Consider the following 14380-nt stretch of genomic DNA (forward strand, 5'->3'; position numbering starts at 1 on the left):
TGTCCATGATTGAATTCCACGACGTTGAGAAGTACTATGGCAAGTTTCACGCCCTTTACCACATCAATCTCACAGTCGAAAAGGGTGAAGTGGTCACGATCATCGGGCCATCAGGTTCTGGTAAAAGCACATTGCTCAGAACGATCAACGGCCTCGAACGGATCAGTTCCGGTCAGCTCATTGTCAATAACTTTGACCTGGCGGATAAGAAGACCGATATGAACCGGACCCGTAAGAATGTCGGGATGGTCTTCCAGCATTTTAATTTGTACGCCAACAAGTCCGTCCTGGACAACATTACCCTGGGACCGCGGCTGGTGTTGAAGGAGCCCCGGGATCAGGCCGAGGAAGAAGCAATGAATCTGCTGGACCTGGTCGGCCTGACCGAGAAGGCAAAGAGCATGCCCAACCAGCTCTCCGGCGGTCAGCAGCAGCGAATCGCCATTGCCCGGTCCCTGGCGATGAAGCCCCAGACCATTCTTTTTGACGAGCCGACCAGTGCGCTGGATCCAGAAATGATTGGCGACGTGCTGAATGTTATGAAAAAAATTGCCCAACAGGGGATGACGATGATCGTCGTCACCCACGAAATGGGGTTCGCCGAGGAGGTGGGCGACCGGGTCGTGTTCATGGACCAGGGCCACATCCTGGAAGATTCCAAGGACGTGCGCGCTTTCTTCGAAAAACCCAAGGATCCCCGGGCGCAAGAATTTCTGAGTAAAGTCATTAACCACTAACGAACGGAGGCACGCGTATGCGCAAATTCAAATCATGGCTGTGGCTCCTGCCGTTGCTGGCGTTCGCCGTTCTATTAAGCAGCTGCGGGACCAAGTCCGTGGCCGATGAGGATATTCTCAGCCGGGCAAAGGCAACTAATTCGATTACGTGGGGGGTCAAAAACGATACCCGCCTGTTCGGCTTGATGGACATTAGTGACGGCCAAATCAAGGGCTTCGACATTGACATTGCCAAGGAAGTCTCCCACCGGATTATCGGTCAAAACGTGCAGATCAACTTCGTGCCGGTGACCAGTCAGACACGGATCCCGCTGCTCAAGAACGGGAACGTGGACGCTATCATTGCCACGATGACCAACACGCCGGACCGGCGCAAGGTCGTGGACTTTTCTGACACCTACTTCAACGCCGGCCAAGCGCTGCTGGTGAAGAAGGGCAGTCCTATCAAGAGTGTCAAGGACTTGAAGAAGGGGACTAAGGTTATCGGGGTGCAAGGGTCCAATTCCGTCCAGAACATTAAGAAAGTCGCCCCGGACGCCCAGGTCTTGCAGCTGAGTGATTATGCCCAAGCGTTCACGGCGCTGCAGTCCGGCCAGGGTGACGCTCTGACCACCGATAACGGGATCCTTTACGGGATGTCGGCTGACAATCCGAATTATGTGGTCGTCGGCGGCACCTTCACGAAGGAGCCATACGCCATCGCCGTGAACAAGGGCCAGAAGGCCTTTCTTGACGACGTTAACCTGGCCTTGACTTCCATGCGTCAAGACGGGACGTACAAACAGATTGAAGACAAGTGGTTCGGCAACATTGCCGGCTTCTCGGACGGGGGGTTGAAATAATGTGGACCATTTTCACGAATAATCTGCCCATGTTCATGGAAGGCTTGGGCTATACGCTGGGCGCCAGCCTCTTGGCGCTGCTGTTCAGTTTGATCATCGGCACGGTGTTTGCCTTGCTGCAGATCAATCCTAACCGCATCGCCCGGATCATCGGCCGCATCTATGTGGAGTTTTTCAGAAATGTCCCCCTGCTGGTCATCACGATGTTCTTCTACGTCGTGATCCCCCGGTTGGGCATTCCCCTCAGCGGCTTCGCGGCCGGTTCCATCGGCCTGACCCTGTATACCTCGGCCTTCATCGCCGAGACGGTGCGGGCTGGCATCCAGTCGGTCGACCCCGGCCAGATGGAAGCCGCACGCAGTAACGGGATGACCTACGTCCAAGCGATGCGCTACATCGTCTTGCCCCAGGCCATCAAGATCACCGTGCCGCCGCTGGGCAACCAGTTTATCAACCTGGTGAAGAACTCATCGGTTCTGGCCTTCGTCGCCGGCTTCGATTTGATGTACCAAGGCAACCTGATTGCGTCCAGCACCTTCGAAACGATGAGTACGTACGCCATCATCGGGGTGCTGTACCTGATCATCACGCTGCCGCTAAGTTACGGCATGACCTACCTGGACCGCCGCTGGTCCGGGGCGAATAAGCGAGAGGAGGCCTGATCATGGGTGATTTTGCTGGTGCGTATCAATGGATCAACATTCGTTACTTGCTGCAGGGATTATGGGTCACCGTGTCCCTGTCGGCAGTCTCCATCGTTTTCAGTGTCATCTTTGGGTCGATTCTCGGCCTGCTGCGCTACATGAAGATTCCGGTCCTGTCCCTGATCGTCGGTTTCATCATCGACATCATCCGCAACCTGCCGCTGCTGCTGATTCTTTTCTTCACCTACTTCGGCTTGCCGAACATCGGCATCCGGCTGGACGCGCTGCCCGCGGCGATGGTGGCGATGACCGTCTTCGAATCGATGATGCTGGCAGAAATCATCCGCGGCGGCATCCAGGCCGTTGATCCCGGCCAGATGGAAGCCGCCCGCAGTAACGGTCTTTCGTATGGCCAAGCGATGCTTCACATCATCCTGCCCCAGGCGTTCAAGAAGATGATCCCAGCCATCGTGTCCCAGCTGATCTCGCTGGTCAAGGACACCTCCCTGGCGACGATCATCGTTCTGCCGGAATTGATGTACCACGGCCAAGTGATTTACGGTCAGAATACCAACTACATGGTGCCCATTTTCATCGCCTTGACCGTTTTGTATTTCATCGTCTGCTTCTCTTTGTCGGTGATTTCCCGGTATTTGGACCGGCGGTTGGCGGCATAAAAGAAAAATTTCTTCTTGCACCCCCGGTTTCCATTCTCGGAATACGGGGGTATTCTTATGCCCAAAAATTGGGACTGAAAGACAGACAAGACACTTTCTTCTATTTGTCCACCAGAAGACAACGAAAGGCAGCTGTGGCAAGTTTTCATTAGATCTCTTCGAAAAAACGAACGCGTCAAAATTCCCACTTTTGGTACACTGAAAACAGGTACCAACATGTTTTAGACTCGCCGGGCAGCCGGCGAGTTTGTGTTTTCTGGGAAGGATGGTTTTATGCGTCATTCAAGGATTCGCGCACTTTTTCGCATTGTGTTCACCATCGCCGTTTTGCTAGCGGCAGGCGGGGTCAGCTGGGCAGCGGCGCCCCAAGGGCAGACAGAGGCGGCCGCTAGCATCTTGGAGAGTACCTCTTTCGGGCCCACCCAGGACGGCACCGCCAGTCCTTTCGACAGTAACAATGATCCCGGGAATGACGATGGGGCCAATAACGGCATTGTCCGCAGCTGGGACAGAATTATTACCCGGGCCAACCTGACGTTTGCCACTGCCAATGCGCCCTACGACGTGACGTTTACGTTGAGCGGGACGTTAGACAACGGGATGGTGAACCAGCAGATTCAAAATGCAGGGTTCGATGACACGGTCGGCGGCGCATACTCTTATACGAATAACACGGTGACGTTTTCTACGGAACAGACTTTCCACGTCACATCGACGAATTCCGTGGATGTTGTCAACGTGCCGATCAATGTGTATGGGGCCCAAAACGGCACCGTTTTAACGCCGCACCTGCACGTTCATGTGACTAAAGTGGTCAGTGGCACGACCACGACATCAGAGGATATCAGCCAAGATATCACGACTCCGGCCACCAGTGATACCCAGACCAGCTTCAAGGTCAGTTCTAAAGTAAATTTGGGCGTCGTGGTGGTCGACGACAGCGGCACCAACGGCGTCCAAGATTTCAATACGTACACAGGCGCCACGGGGACTGCCCAAAAGCAGGCCCAAGTCGGTGCTTTGAATTTTGGTGTTGGATTGAAGCCGCTGAGCGGGCGCACCAATTTCGTGGGGGCCGCTTATCCGGACCCGGATTCGACCATTACGGTCAATTTTGCCCAGAGTGCCAATATTTCTGGCAACGCCATCAGTTTGGCCAATGACCCGGTTCAAACATTCCAGATATCCCAGGCCCGCGCCTCTTACACCACGATTCCGTTGTTTGCCTCGCTGTACCCTGGGGCCAAAACAACACCAGGGATTCAAATGATTCCGTTTGGCTGGGGTGGCCTCGCTGAAGCCGGCCAAGACGTGATCAACTCGGTCATCAATACCGGGACCATCACAGCGGATACCACCAAGCTCAGCTACAGTTTTAACGGGTGGCAAGCGGGCGGGGTGACGCCGAACAATAATGGGAACGGCAGCACCATCACCGACCCTTGGGCCCAGCAAACGAAACTGTTTCTTTCTGCCAGCGCGACGCTGATCCTGCCCACGGACCAGTATACGGATGCCAACAAAGCGGCGAAGGATACGCTCAACTGGATTGCGTCCACAGCCAGCGTCAACTATGCGGATAACGCCCAGAAAGACGAAGCCGCTGCAGACGCTCTGAAGATTCTCCCCGCCGATTCCACGATGGCTCATGATTCTGGGTACGGGGACTCCGAGACGTGGAGCTATAATCCCACAACGGTCTTCGGCAGCCAGTCCATGAATACCATTCTCAAGGATGATAATTACAACCTGTTGGGTGCGACGTACTGGGAAAACTATGATGCAGCCGCCTACAGTGGTCAGAAAATCATCACGGACATGCATTTTGGTGCCTATGCCATCAATATTGGTACCGGGGCGGATACCTACGAAATTTGGAATCCCGACGAATCGAAGTTCGATGACACCTTTCAACCGTACATGCCGGGTAATGACGCTAACGGCAAGCCGTTCGTACCCCAATTCTGGTACGGGGTCAGTAAGACGGGGAAATACGACCTGGCATCTCTGAACAGTGCCGATGACAATTCATTTACCTGGTACGATACAGCGGCCAAAGCGGAAGCGGCCGGCGCGATCAGTGCCATCAAAAATGTGGTCAACCAGCCCTATGACACGAATCAATGCGATTGGTACTTCCGCCGGATCGTGACCACAACCCATCCGGGGACCGCCGAGGCCAATGGCAATCCCTACATTACGATTGCACGGGCCGTCTCCTATTACGGTGCCCGCACGGACCCTTCGTCAACTTACTGGTTCCCTTGGGGTTCTTACAATTACATCCCTTCGGTCTATAATCGGGCACCATCCGCAACGGATCAGACCAGCGGGTTTGTCCCTGGGACCACCAAAGGCTATAAAAATAAAATCGGTACCCAGATTACCGATGCGGATAACGGCGACTATAGCCTGGCCACTTTGCTGGTCGAACCCTATCTGACCCGGTTGGACGCGGTGACCAGCGATGCCACGCAATACCATATGAGCGACACCGCCAAGTTCACGATTACTCCGGATATTGAGGCGGCTGAAAAGGACATCACGACCAGTACCGTGACGCTTAAGGTGACCTTGCCGGCCGGTGTCAACTATGTCGGCGGCAGCCTGACCCAGGGCGGAACGCCCATCACGCCGCACTTGCAGCAGAATACCGACCACACGACCACCATGACTTTATCTCTCGATCACCCCACGGGCGGCGTCCAGCCAGCGCTCACTTTTTCGACCACCTTCGACCAGATTGGCATCGACTTTGGGGCCGATGTGACGAAGAAATTGAACGTCACCGCCGTCATCAGTTCTCCCGACGACTCCAGTGTCATTGCGACTCGCACGAAGTCGGCCAGCTTCACGGCATTGAAGGATACCGCTATCGTCGGCGATAAGCAGAGCGCGGATGGGGCCGGTAAGACCTACGGCAACACAGCCATCGTGGAGCGGAACAGTGAGTTTTACTTCCGCGTCCGCATGCGCAACGACTACAGCAGTGCCTACACGGTCAACATTTTGGACCGGTTGCCGGCGAACGGTCAGAAAGGGGCCGGTGACACGGCATCGAAGTTCAGCGGCGGGTATGCCTTGGAAGACATTCAACCTGAGTTGGCGGGCAGTACCATCTGTTATACTTACGATCCGGCCTTTGCCCCGGACGGCAGCGGCACCAATAATGCCGACACGGCTTACGCCGCGATAGCCGGTATTACTGACCCCGCAAAGAAATGGTACCAATACACACCGGGAACAGACCTGACGTCTAATTACGACGAGAACAAGCCCATCACCGCCTTCATTTTCCACCAAGACGATTTGCCAGTGGGCGCTAGCAACGTCTTTACCATGAAGTACAAGCCGATGCCCACAGCGACAGCAGCAAGTGGCAATCTGTCCGGGGATGTATACGCCAACACGGTTTCTTATCACCGCACACCAGACGCCAAGACCCAAGCCATCACGAATACGGCCACGGTCAATGTCGTCAACCGGACCATCACCGGGAACGTCTGGCATGACGGCAACGGTGACGGCATGCGCTTCAACAAAGGCGTGGCCGAGGAGGGCATTGCGGGCTGGCACGTCCATCTGTGGAAGATCACGGGCAGCACGGCGACGTTGGTGACCAAGGACATCAACGACCAAGACTTGACGCATGTGACCACCGATGCTAATGGTAATTACACGTTGACCCATCTCGATGCTGGTACATACCGGGTCGGTTTCTCTGAAGCCGATATGACCGGTAAGGGACTCAAGGCCACCAAGCTGAAGGCCGATCCCACTGACTTGGCCAACTCGTCCATTCTGGATACCAGTCAAGAGGCCACCGACAGCGCCACCGGCACTAAGGACTACCTCAGCGCCGATACGTACACCTTGCCGGCGATTGCCGATATGACCGGGACCACCGGTGCCGTCATCAGCAACGTCAATGCCGGTTTCATCACGACCATCAATGCCTTGGCCTTCAGCCACGTGCCTGACCTTTACTTTGGGCAGCACAGCGTACCGAAGGATACCCAAATCTACGACAATGTCGCCGATACCGCCGCTGGTGAGACCGCGGCGGACAACCAGTTCACCATCACCGACCTGGCGGCTGCCTTGAGCGACGACTTCAACGTCACCGCTGCCCTCAGCGACTTCAAGCAGGCCAGCACCACGGGGCTGCAAGGATCCAGCATCGCCTTCGCCGATCCCAGCGACACGGCGTTCACCGTACCAGGCGCTGCCATCACGACCGCCGGCACGCCGACCACCATCTTCAGCCACAGCGGTACCACCCAGTCGCCCATGAACTTGCGCTTCAGCAACATCAAACTCACTGTGCCCGCCGGTCAGACCGGCACCACGGTCGGTCCAGGCCAATACCAAGCGACAGTGACGTACACCTTGAACTTGGGCCTGTAAGTAAGAAAAGTGAAAGCAACACAAAGCACCCCCGCCGGGATTGTCCGACGGGGGTGCTTTGTGTTCGTCTAATAGTTATTGTCACAAATTGCCTTTACCCGGGCCAGCGAAGGCCCCTCTCTTTTCTCACTTCGTACTCGGCACCTGCGCCTGCTGGAAGCGGGCGAACCGGCCGCGGTCGATGGGGCTCAATACTGCCGTGATGGCAGTACCGTCGTCGGTGTAATGCTCGCTGACGACTTCCGCGTTGTCGCGCAGGTAGTTGACGATCTCCCCCTGGGTGAACGGCACCAAGAGGCTGGTGCGCACATAGTCCTTGTAGAGCAGCTCGTCCAGCGTCTGGCCGAGCAGGGTAATCGACGCCGGATCCTGGGCGGACAGTGTCATGGTCATGCCTTCCCGCTCCGGGAAATTAACGCCAGCCCGCAGGTCGGCCTTGTTGTATACCGTCAGCATCGGCACATCCTTAACGCCGATGGCCGCGAGGGTCTCTTCGGTGGTGGCCATCATCTGGCGGTAATGAGGATCGGCGAAGTCCACCACCTGGATGAGCAGATCAGCGTCCCGGGCCTCAGCCAGCGTAGCCTTGAAGGACTCCACCAAGTGGTGGGGCAGGTGGGAGACGAAGCCGACCGTGTCGCTGAGCAGGAAGTGGCGGTGATTGGGCAGCTGCAGCTGGCGCACGCTGGTATCCAGCGTGGCAAAGAGCTGGTTCTTGACCTCGACTTGTTTGTCGGTGACCCCGTACTGGGCTAGCATCCCGTTCATCATCGTGGACTTGCCGGCGTTGGTGTAACCGACCAGGGCGACAGAGGGCAGGGCTTGGTGGATCCGCCGGTCCCGGCGGGTCGCCTGCGCACGCATAATTTCTTTCAGCTCAGCGCGCATATGCGTGATGCGCTTGCGAATGACCCGCTTGTCCAGTTCCAGCTGGGTCTCGCCGGCCCCGCGGTTGGCGGTGGCTCCGCCGCCGCTGGCTCCCCGGCCGCCGCCTTGCTGATCCAAGGGGTTAGCGGACGGATGGACCCGGGGCAGGGCATACTCTTCCTGGGCGATGGCGACTTGCAGCTTCGCTTCCCGCGTCCGGGCGCGGGAAGAAAAGATGCGGAGAATCAATTCCGTGCGGTCCATTACGGACAGCTTGGTGATTTTCTCCAAGTTGCGGGTCTGGCTGGGGGTCAAGTCGCTGTTGACGACAATCAGCGGCACGTCGGCGGCGCGGGCTTGGGCGGCCATTTCTTCCACCTTGCCCTTGCCAAAGTAGGTGGCGGGGTCGGCGTGGTCGGCCCGCTGGGTGACGCTGGCCGCGACGGTCATGCCGGCCGCCTGGACCAGTTCGCCCAACTCGGTCATGGTGTAATCAAAATCATCCTGGTTCCGGTCGAGGCCGGCGATGATGGTGGGAATGGGTTGAATCGTTGTGTCTTGCATTGAATACCTGCTTTCTTAACGGTGCTTGCTTCTTCAGCATAGCATAGTGATGAGGCGCACGCCGGCACCGGCCCTGTCTGTGAGACAAAAAGAGACCTGGGCCGAGCGCAAATACGCGTCTGGACCCAGGTCTCGCGGTGATGCAGAAGAAAAGATTAAGCCGCTAAGGGAACCATCATATAGTGGTTCTCGGGGATGATATTACCGTTGGCATCCATGACGTCGTTAACGTCGCCAACCGCTTCAGGCTTCACCATGGCGAACATGGACGTCAGATACTCAATGACGTCGCCTTCGGTCACGTGACCAGCATGTTCAGCCGCAAAGTGATCCTTGATCAACCGGCTCATCTTATCGTGCGCGCGGGCTTGGGTCCGATCCAGTACATAATTTAAAAAGTCATTTTCCAAAGTAGACATCGTATAACTCTCCTAGTCTTTGTGTAGTGCTATTCTTACGTCTTGACTGTTGGGGGATTTTGTCCACCCCTTACAAACTTCAAGAGGAATTATAGCACATGGGGTTATAAATGCAACTACGAATCTTTACCCGACTTTTACTGGATTTTACCTAGCCCTCCAAGATACGGCGTGACGCGCTTTGTGACAAATTGTTAAGATTCGGTATCACTGCAAGAGGCCTTCGGTATTGTTGTAGTATACGACGGTGATGCCCTCGTCGGTCAGCTGCAGTTTGGTGATGCTGGCGTTCTTCGGGCCCCGCTCCACCGGGAATTGATCCTTGCCAAATTTGTCCACGATACTGCGGATGGTGGTGCCATGGGAGACCAAGAGCACATTGTCGCCGTGGCGGTTTTCTTCCCGCAGCATCTTGAAGCCCTTCATCAGCCGGGTCCAGTAGGCGGCCGCATTCTCTGCGTCGTGGAACGGATCGGTCGCGTGCATGAAGTCCTTGCTCTGATCCAGACTGTAGCGGGTGAGCAGGTCGTGGAGATTGCGCTCGCCGTGGGGCATGCTGATGGCGTACCAGGTCTGGGCGGAATCGGCGCCCTCGAAGTAGCCGTAGAACTGCTCCCGGAACAGGGGCGTGGTCTTGTAGGGCACGGTGGTGTTCAGGTTGTGGCTGAGGATGATCTCCATCGTGTGCTGGGCCCGGGTGGTATCGCTGGAGTAGGCGTGGGTGAACGTCATGTGGCTGAGCCGTTCGCCGACGGTATGGGCGCCGGCGATCCCCTCCGGCGTCAGCGGCGAATCGCTCCAGCCCTGCATCTTGTTGTACTTGTTGAAATACGTCTGACCGTGCCGGATCAGGTAGACATTGACTGTTTTCATGTTTTTCCTCCAAAAAATGGCGGGTTAGTCCGGGAAACGGCCGTTCTCCACATCCAGAATGAATTTCTTCAAGTGGCTGAAGTAGACCGGCGGGTTATCCATCATGTGATGGTGGCCGGCACTGGGGGTCGTCTCCAGGCGGGCGTGGGGGATGTCCGCCGCCATGCGCCGAGCAGAGCTCAGGGGCATGGTCTCGTGTTCGCCGAACGTCAGCAGGGTGGGCACCTTAATATTCTTCAGCTGCCCGCGCAGGTCGAAGTCCTTCAGCTTGCCGGTGACGACGAATTCGTTGTCGCCTTGGAAGGCGCCGTAGACATCCGTGGCCATGGTCGGAATCAGGTGCTGGATGGGAGACGGGTAGCGGCGGTCAACGTATTCCCGGTTCAAGACCTCGACGCAGTCCTGGTACCGCTTGTTGTGCCAGTCGCCGTTGGCCTCGCACTGCTCCATGAACGCCACATCCTCCTGAGGCAGCGCTGCAGCGCGAATCTGCTTCAAGTGGGTGAGGTACTCATCGATGTTATCGATCATGGAAGAAATGATGGCCCCCTTCAGATGCTGGCCGTACTTCAAGGCATACATCATGGTCAAGGCCCCGCCCCAGGATTGGCCGATCAGGTAGAAATGATCCAACCCTAGTTTCTGGCGCACTTCTTCGACTTCGTCCAGATAATAATCGTAGGTCAGATATTTCTCCGCAATGGCCGGGTCGGAATAATCCGGCTGGTCGGAGTAGAAAGAACCGAGCTGGTCGTACATCGTCACCTGCACCCCGATGTCGCTCAGCTCTTCGCCGAAGTTCTCCCAGTATTCGTGGGTGCCGCCAGGGCCGCCATGAAGGCAGAGGAGATGGATGGGGCCTTGCCCCTGGGTGTTGGTCCAGAGATGGTAGCCGTTATCGAGGGTCAGAATCGTCGTGCCTTGTTTCATACGTATCTCACCTTTCTTGATGCTATGGTATGTCTTCATTCTACTTGTTTGGGCAACGGGGACAAGGGCCATTCGGGAGAAAAGTGCCGGCGATAGGCCGCCGTCCACGCCGCCGGGACCGGTCGGCCCAAGGTCCGGTACGCCGCCGCGGCCAAGCTGTCCTGGTCGATGCCGTTGAGCGCTGCCAGGCCGGCGGGGGTGGTGACGCCGCCCTGGTTGTTGAACCCATGCAGGTCAAAGGCCGCGTGGCCCCGGGTGTACAACAGGCTGGCCAAAAGTGCCGGGTAACCCGCATAAGCGGCGACCACCGGTACCCCGGCGGGAAAGAGCTGGTCGAATGTGCTTTGGGCCAGTCCGTTGGGATCGGCTTCACTGCTGCGCAGGACCAGCGGCCGGGCCAGGTAGACGACGCGAATCGCTAATGCGGGATCCGCAGCAGCCAGCAGCCGCACGGCCCCCAACGTTTCACCGAACGGCACCATGCCGCCGGCCAGCAGCACGACGTCCGGGGTCTCGTCCGGATGGGTCGACGCCCAGCGGACCGTGTCGATGCCCGCCTTCACCAGGTGGGCCGCCTCATCCGTGCGGAACCAGTCCGGCTGGGGCGACTTGCTGGCCACGAGCAGATTGACGGTGTGCTGGCCGCGCAATGCCCGGTGGGCGCTGGCCAGCAGCATATTGGTATCAGCCGGCAGGTAGATCTGAGCCGTGCTGGCCGGCAGGGACGCGACGATATCTTGCATCAGCGGGTTCTGGTGGGAATAGCCGTTGTGCCCCTGTTCCCATACGTCGCCGGTGGCCATCAGGTTCAGACTGGGTTCCGTGTCCCGCCACTGGAAACGCTGGGCCTCCTGGAGCCATTTGCCGTGCTGCGCGACCATACTGCCCACGATGGGCAGGAAGGCCTCGTAACTGGTGAACAGCCCCTGCCGGCCGGTGAGGGTATAGCCTTCGAGCAAGCCCTCATCCAAGTGTTCCGACACCACATTGGCCGTGGTCGGCTGATGAAGATCGGCGAGATGGACCGAGCCTAACTCGTCGGGGCTGAACAGATGCAGCCGGTGTTCCGGGGCCAAGCTGTCCAAGTAAGTGCCCAAGACCGCTGTCGGACTCGTCTTCGTGGCACCCCGCTTGGGTACTGGCCGGTCGGCCAATTCCGGCAGCCGCCAGCGATGGAAGTGATGATGGGCCGCTGGATAATTGGTGATGCGCCGCGCTTTCGGCGGTAAGAGGCTGAGAAAGGCATCACCGAGCGTCCCGTCCGCCGCAAACAAGTGCTGGGGGCGTTGCGGCTGCAGCCAGCGGGTCAAGGCCGCCAGGCCCGCTTCCGGGTCCGCGGGGTCGATGGTCACGGGGAGCTGGTGACTGGCCGCTTCGCCAGCCTCCGGGCCCGTCCAGCCCTTGGGTGTGGTCAAGATCAAGACCGGCAGGTGCTGGTCCTGCCCTTTCTGCCAAGCCGTCATCATGTCCCACGCCCGGGCCAACGCCAGATACAGGGCGTGGTGAATGTCCTCGCCGGGGGTCAAGGCAACCCACAGCGGCGCCCAGCCTTGGGCATCGAAGTAAGCGTTGATCGCCTCCGGGGCCATTTGGCTGAGAACCGTGGGCGAGTCCATGGCGAAGCCGTTGCGTAGGATGATGGGGAAGACCGCGCCGTCATGGCCTGGCCGCAATAGCCGGCTGACCTGCCAACTGGCCGCCAGGGGACCGGTCTCGGCCTCGCCATCGCCGATGAGCGCCACCGCTCGGGTGCCCGGCGCGTCCAGGACGGCCCCCGCAGCGTGGGCCAGGGTGTAGCCTAACTCGCCGCCGGTCTGGATCGTCCCCGGCACGTCCGGCCCAGGATGAGTGGCGTGGTGCAGCGTCGCAAAGCGGCGAAACAGCGTCGTCAGGCCGGCCTTCGTTTGGGGCACTTCCGGGTAAGCGTGGGTATAACTGCCTTCCAAGAAGCTGTTCAGCAAGGCCACTTGGCCGCCGTGGCCTGGTCCCTGGACGACCAGCGCGGACGTGTCATACGCCCGGAACAACTGGTCCAACCCGGCCCACACCAAGTTCTGGGCCGGCGCGGTACCCCAGTGGCCCAACGGCGGCTGCTTCAAGTCCGCCGCCGTCAGCGGACGTTCCAGCAGAATATCATCGTTCAAGTAGAGAATCGCCGCGCTGAGGTAATTTAAGGTAGAAAACAGCGCCGCAGCGGCGCTTGATTCGTCTTTCTCCACGGCCTACACCTGTCCTTTCTTCCCGCTTAACGCTTCAGAATAGCGTCGATGGCCGCCAGTTCATCGCTGGTGAAGCTGGTCTGATTGCTGGCCTTGATATTGCTCTCCAAGTGGTCGACGCTGGTCGTGCCGATGATCACACTGGTCACGACCGGATCGCGCAGCAGCCAGGACAGCGCCAGTTCGGACAGCGTCTGGTTGCGGTTCTGGGCCATCTTGTTCAGGTCATTCAGCTGCTGTACTACATGGTCTTTGCCCTTGGCGAAGGTGGCGGTGTTCGACCAGTGAATCGGGAAGTCCTCAGGGATACCGTTCAAGTATCGGTCAGAAAGGAGCCCCTCGGACAGCGGACCATAGGCGACCAGTCCGGCATCCAGACTCTTCATCACTGCCGGCAAGTCATCCTCCTCGGCAGTGCGGTTGAACATGTTATACGATACCTGGTTGACGACGAAGGGCGTGCCCAGCTTCTTGAACCAGCCGACCATCTCCTTGGTCTGGGCGGCGGTGTAGTTAGAAATACCGATGTAGCGGGCCTTGCCGGCGTTGACCACGGCATCCAAGGCGCGGGCGTCCTCCTCGAAGCTGATTTCAGTATCCGGGCGGTGGCTGTAATAGATGTCAACATAATCCAAGCCCATCCGTTCCAGACTGTTGTCGATGCTGTCCATGATTGCCTTGCGCCCGCCGAACTCGCCGTAAGGGCCGACACCATAATGGAAGCCGACCTTGGTGGTAATGACCAGCTCGTGGCGGTAAGGCTTCAGGTTGCGCCGGTAGATATCGCCGAACAGCCGCTCAGCACTGCCCACTTCGGGTTTGCCGTAGTTGTTAGAAAGGTCAAAGGAGAAGACGCCTTCGTCAAACGCCTTCAAGATCACGGCCTGGCGGTCAGCGACGGGATCGATACTGCTGTAGTGGCGCCACAATCCCAGCGACACGGCCGGCAGCTGCAAGCCGGTATGCCCAGCCCGGCGAACCGCCGTGCGGCCATCATAGCGGGCGTCATCAGCGCGGTAAACATCATTCATAAACGAAAACCTCCTAAGTAATTGAGTCCTCTTTATTCTATTGGTAAAGGAAAACCGGCGCAAGGTGAAGGGGTTGGCAATCTCTGGGTAATGTGAGGCTGGGGAGATTCTGACGCGAGACCCGGCGATTTGGGCCCTCCGGCTGGCTGGGCGTGGAACGCCATGGGCAC

At 58.0% G+C, this 14380-nt stretch carries 11 protein-coding genes; 5 read left to right on the forward strand and 6 right to left on the reverse strand.

Translation table 11 applies throughout. The features are described from left to right. The 5 genes from L248_RS09475 to L248_RS09495 all read left to right on the forward strand — a co-directional run. A partial coding sequence (locus tag L248_RS09475) for an amino acid ABC transporter ATP-binding protein (RefSeq protein WP_281169987.1) occupies window positions 1-737 on the forward strand: 737 nt, incomplete at its 5' end. Between the two features lie 17 nt (window positions 738-754). Further along, window positions 755-1579, forward strand: coding sequence for a transporter substrate-binding domain-containing protein (locus L248_RS09480; protein ID WP_022529984.1), 825 nt, complete (start codon window positions 755-757; stop codon window positions 1577-1579). Beyond that, a complete protein-coding gene (locus L248_RS09485; RefSeq protein ID WP_022529985.1) occupies window positions 1579-2241 on the forward strand; it encodes an amino acid ABC transporter permease in 663 nt (220 codons plus the stop codon). Before L248_RS09480 ends, L248_RS09485 begins: the two co-directional genes overlap by 1 nt. A 2-nt stretch (window positions 2242-2243) precedes the next feature. Next, window positions 2244-2900: an amino acid ABC transporter permease gene (locus L248_RS09490; RefSeq protein ID WP_022529986.1), complete on the forward strand. Its 657-nt coding sequence runs from the start codon at window positions 2244-2246 to the stop codon at window positions 2898-2900. A 273-nt stretch (window positions 2901-3173) separates the two neighbouring features. Next, window positions 3174-7307, forward strand: a complete 4134-nt coding sequence (locus L248_RS09495) for an SdrD B-like domain-containing protein (protein WP_081701283.1) — start codon at window positions 3174-3176, stop codon at window positions 7305-7307. Window positions 7308-7433: 126 nt separating this feature from the next. On the opposite strand, the gene hflX is transcribed toward L248_RS09495, so the two are convergent. The 6 genes from hflX to L248_RS09525 form a co-directional block, all read right to left on the reverse strand. Then, entirely contained in the window at window positions 7434-8738 is a 1305-nt protein-coding gene (gene hflX / locus L248_RS09500) for a GTPase HflX (protein WP_022529988.1), read from the reverse strand. A gap of 155 nt (window positions 8739-8893) precedes the next feature. Further along, entirely contained in the window at window positions 8894-9157 is a 264-nt protein-coding gene (locus L248_RS09505) for a hypothetical protein (protein WP_022529989.1), read from the reverse strand. Window positions 9158-9364: 207 nt separating this feature from the next. Next, window positions 9365-10030: a histidine phosphatase family protein gene (locus tag L248_RS09510; RefSeq protein WP_022529990.1), complete on the reverse strand. Its 666-nt coding sequence runs from the start codon at window positions 10028-10030 to the stop codon at window positions 9365-9367. A 24-nt stretch (window positions 10031-10054) separates the two neighbouring features. Further along, window positions 10055-10960 (reverse strand): proline-specific peptidase family protein, encoded by a 906-nt coding sequence (locus L248_RS09515; protein WP_022529991.1) that lies wholly within the window; start codon window positions 10958-10960, stop codon window positions 10055-10057. A gap of 35 nt (window positions 10961-10995) precedes the next feature. Next, window positions 10996-13179, reverse strand: a complete 2184-nt coding sequence (locus L248_RS09520) for a phosphoketolase family protein (RefSeq protein WP_022529992.1) — start codon at window positions 13177-13179, stop codon at window positions 10996-10998. A 26-nt stretch (window positions 13180-13205) separates the two neighbouring features. Beyond that, the gene (locus tag L248_RS09525) at window positions 13206-14210 is read right to left on the reverse strand and encodes an aldo/keto reductase (RefSeq protein ID WP_022529993.1); all 1005 of its coding nucleotides are present in this window, start codon (window positions 14208-14210) and stop codon (window positions 13206-13208) included. Between the last annotated feature and the right edge of the window lie 170 nt (window positions 14211-14380).

Source organism: Schleiferilactobacillus shenzhenensis LY-73 (genome assembly GCF_000469325.1).
Taxonomy (GTDB): Bacteria; Bacillota; Bacilli; order Lactobacillales; family Lactobacillaceae; genus Schleiferilactobacillus; species Schleiferilactobacillus shenzhenensis.

What these genes read in the sequence shown, in the direction of transcription:
- L248_RS09505 (WP_022529989.1), bottom strand. Translation starts at nt 9,157, where the DNA reads ATGTCTACTTTGGAAAATGACTTTTTAAATTATGTACTGGATCGGACC.
- L248_RS09495 (WP_081701283.1), top strand. Translation starts at nt 3,174, where the DNA reads ATGCGTCATTCAAGGATTCGCGCACTTTTTCGCATTGTGTTCACCATC.
- L248_RS09485 (WP_022529985.1), top strand. Translation starts at nt 1,579, where the DNA reads ATGTGGACCATTTTCACGAATAATCTGCCCATGTTCATGGAAGGCTTG.
- hflX (WP_022529988.1), bottom strand. Translation starts at nt 8,738, where the DNA reads ATGCAAGACACAACGATTCAACCCATTCCCACCATCATCGCCGGCCTC.
- L248_RS09525 (WP_022529993.1), bottom strand. Translation starts at nt 14,210, where the DNA reads ATGAATGATGTTTACCGCGCTGATGACGCCCGCTATGATGGCCGCACG.
- L248_RS09515 (WP_022529991.1), bottom strand. Translation starts at nt 10,960, where the DNA reads ATGAAACAAGGCACGACGATTCTGACCCTCGATAACGGCTACCATCTC.
- L248_RS09490 (WP_022529986.1), top strand. Translation starts at nt 2,244, where the DNA reads ATGGGTGATTTTGCTGGTGCGTATCAATGGATCAACATTCGTTACTTG.
- L248_RS09510 (WP_022529990.1), bottom strand. Translation starts at nt 10,030, where the DNA reads ATGAAAACAGTCAATGTCTACCTGATCCGGCACGGTCAGACGTATTTC.
- L248_RS09480 (WP_022529984.1), top strand. Translation starts at nt 755, where the DNA reads ATGCGCAAATTCAAATCATGGCTGTGGCTCCTGCCGTTGCTGGCGTTC.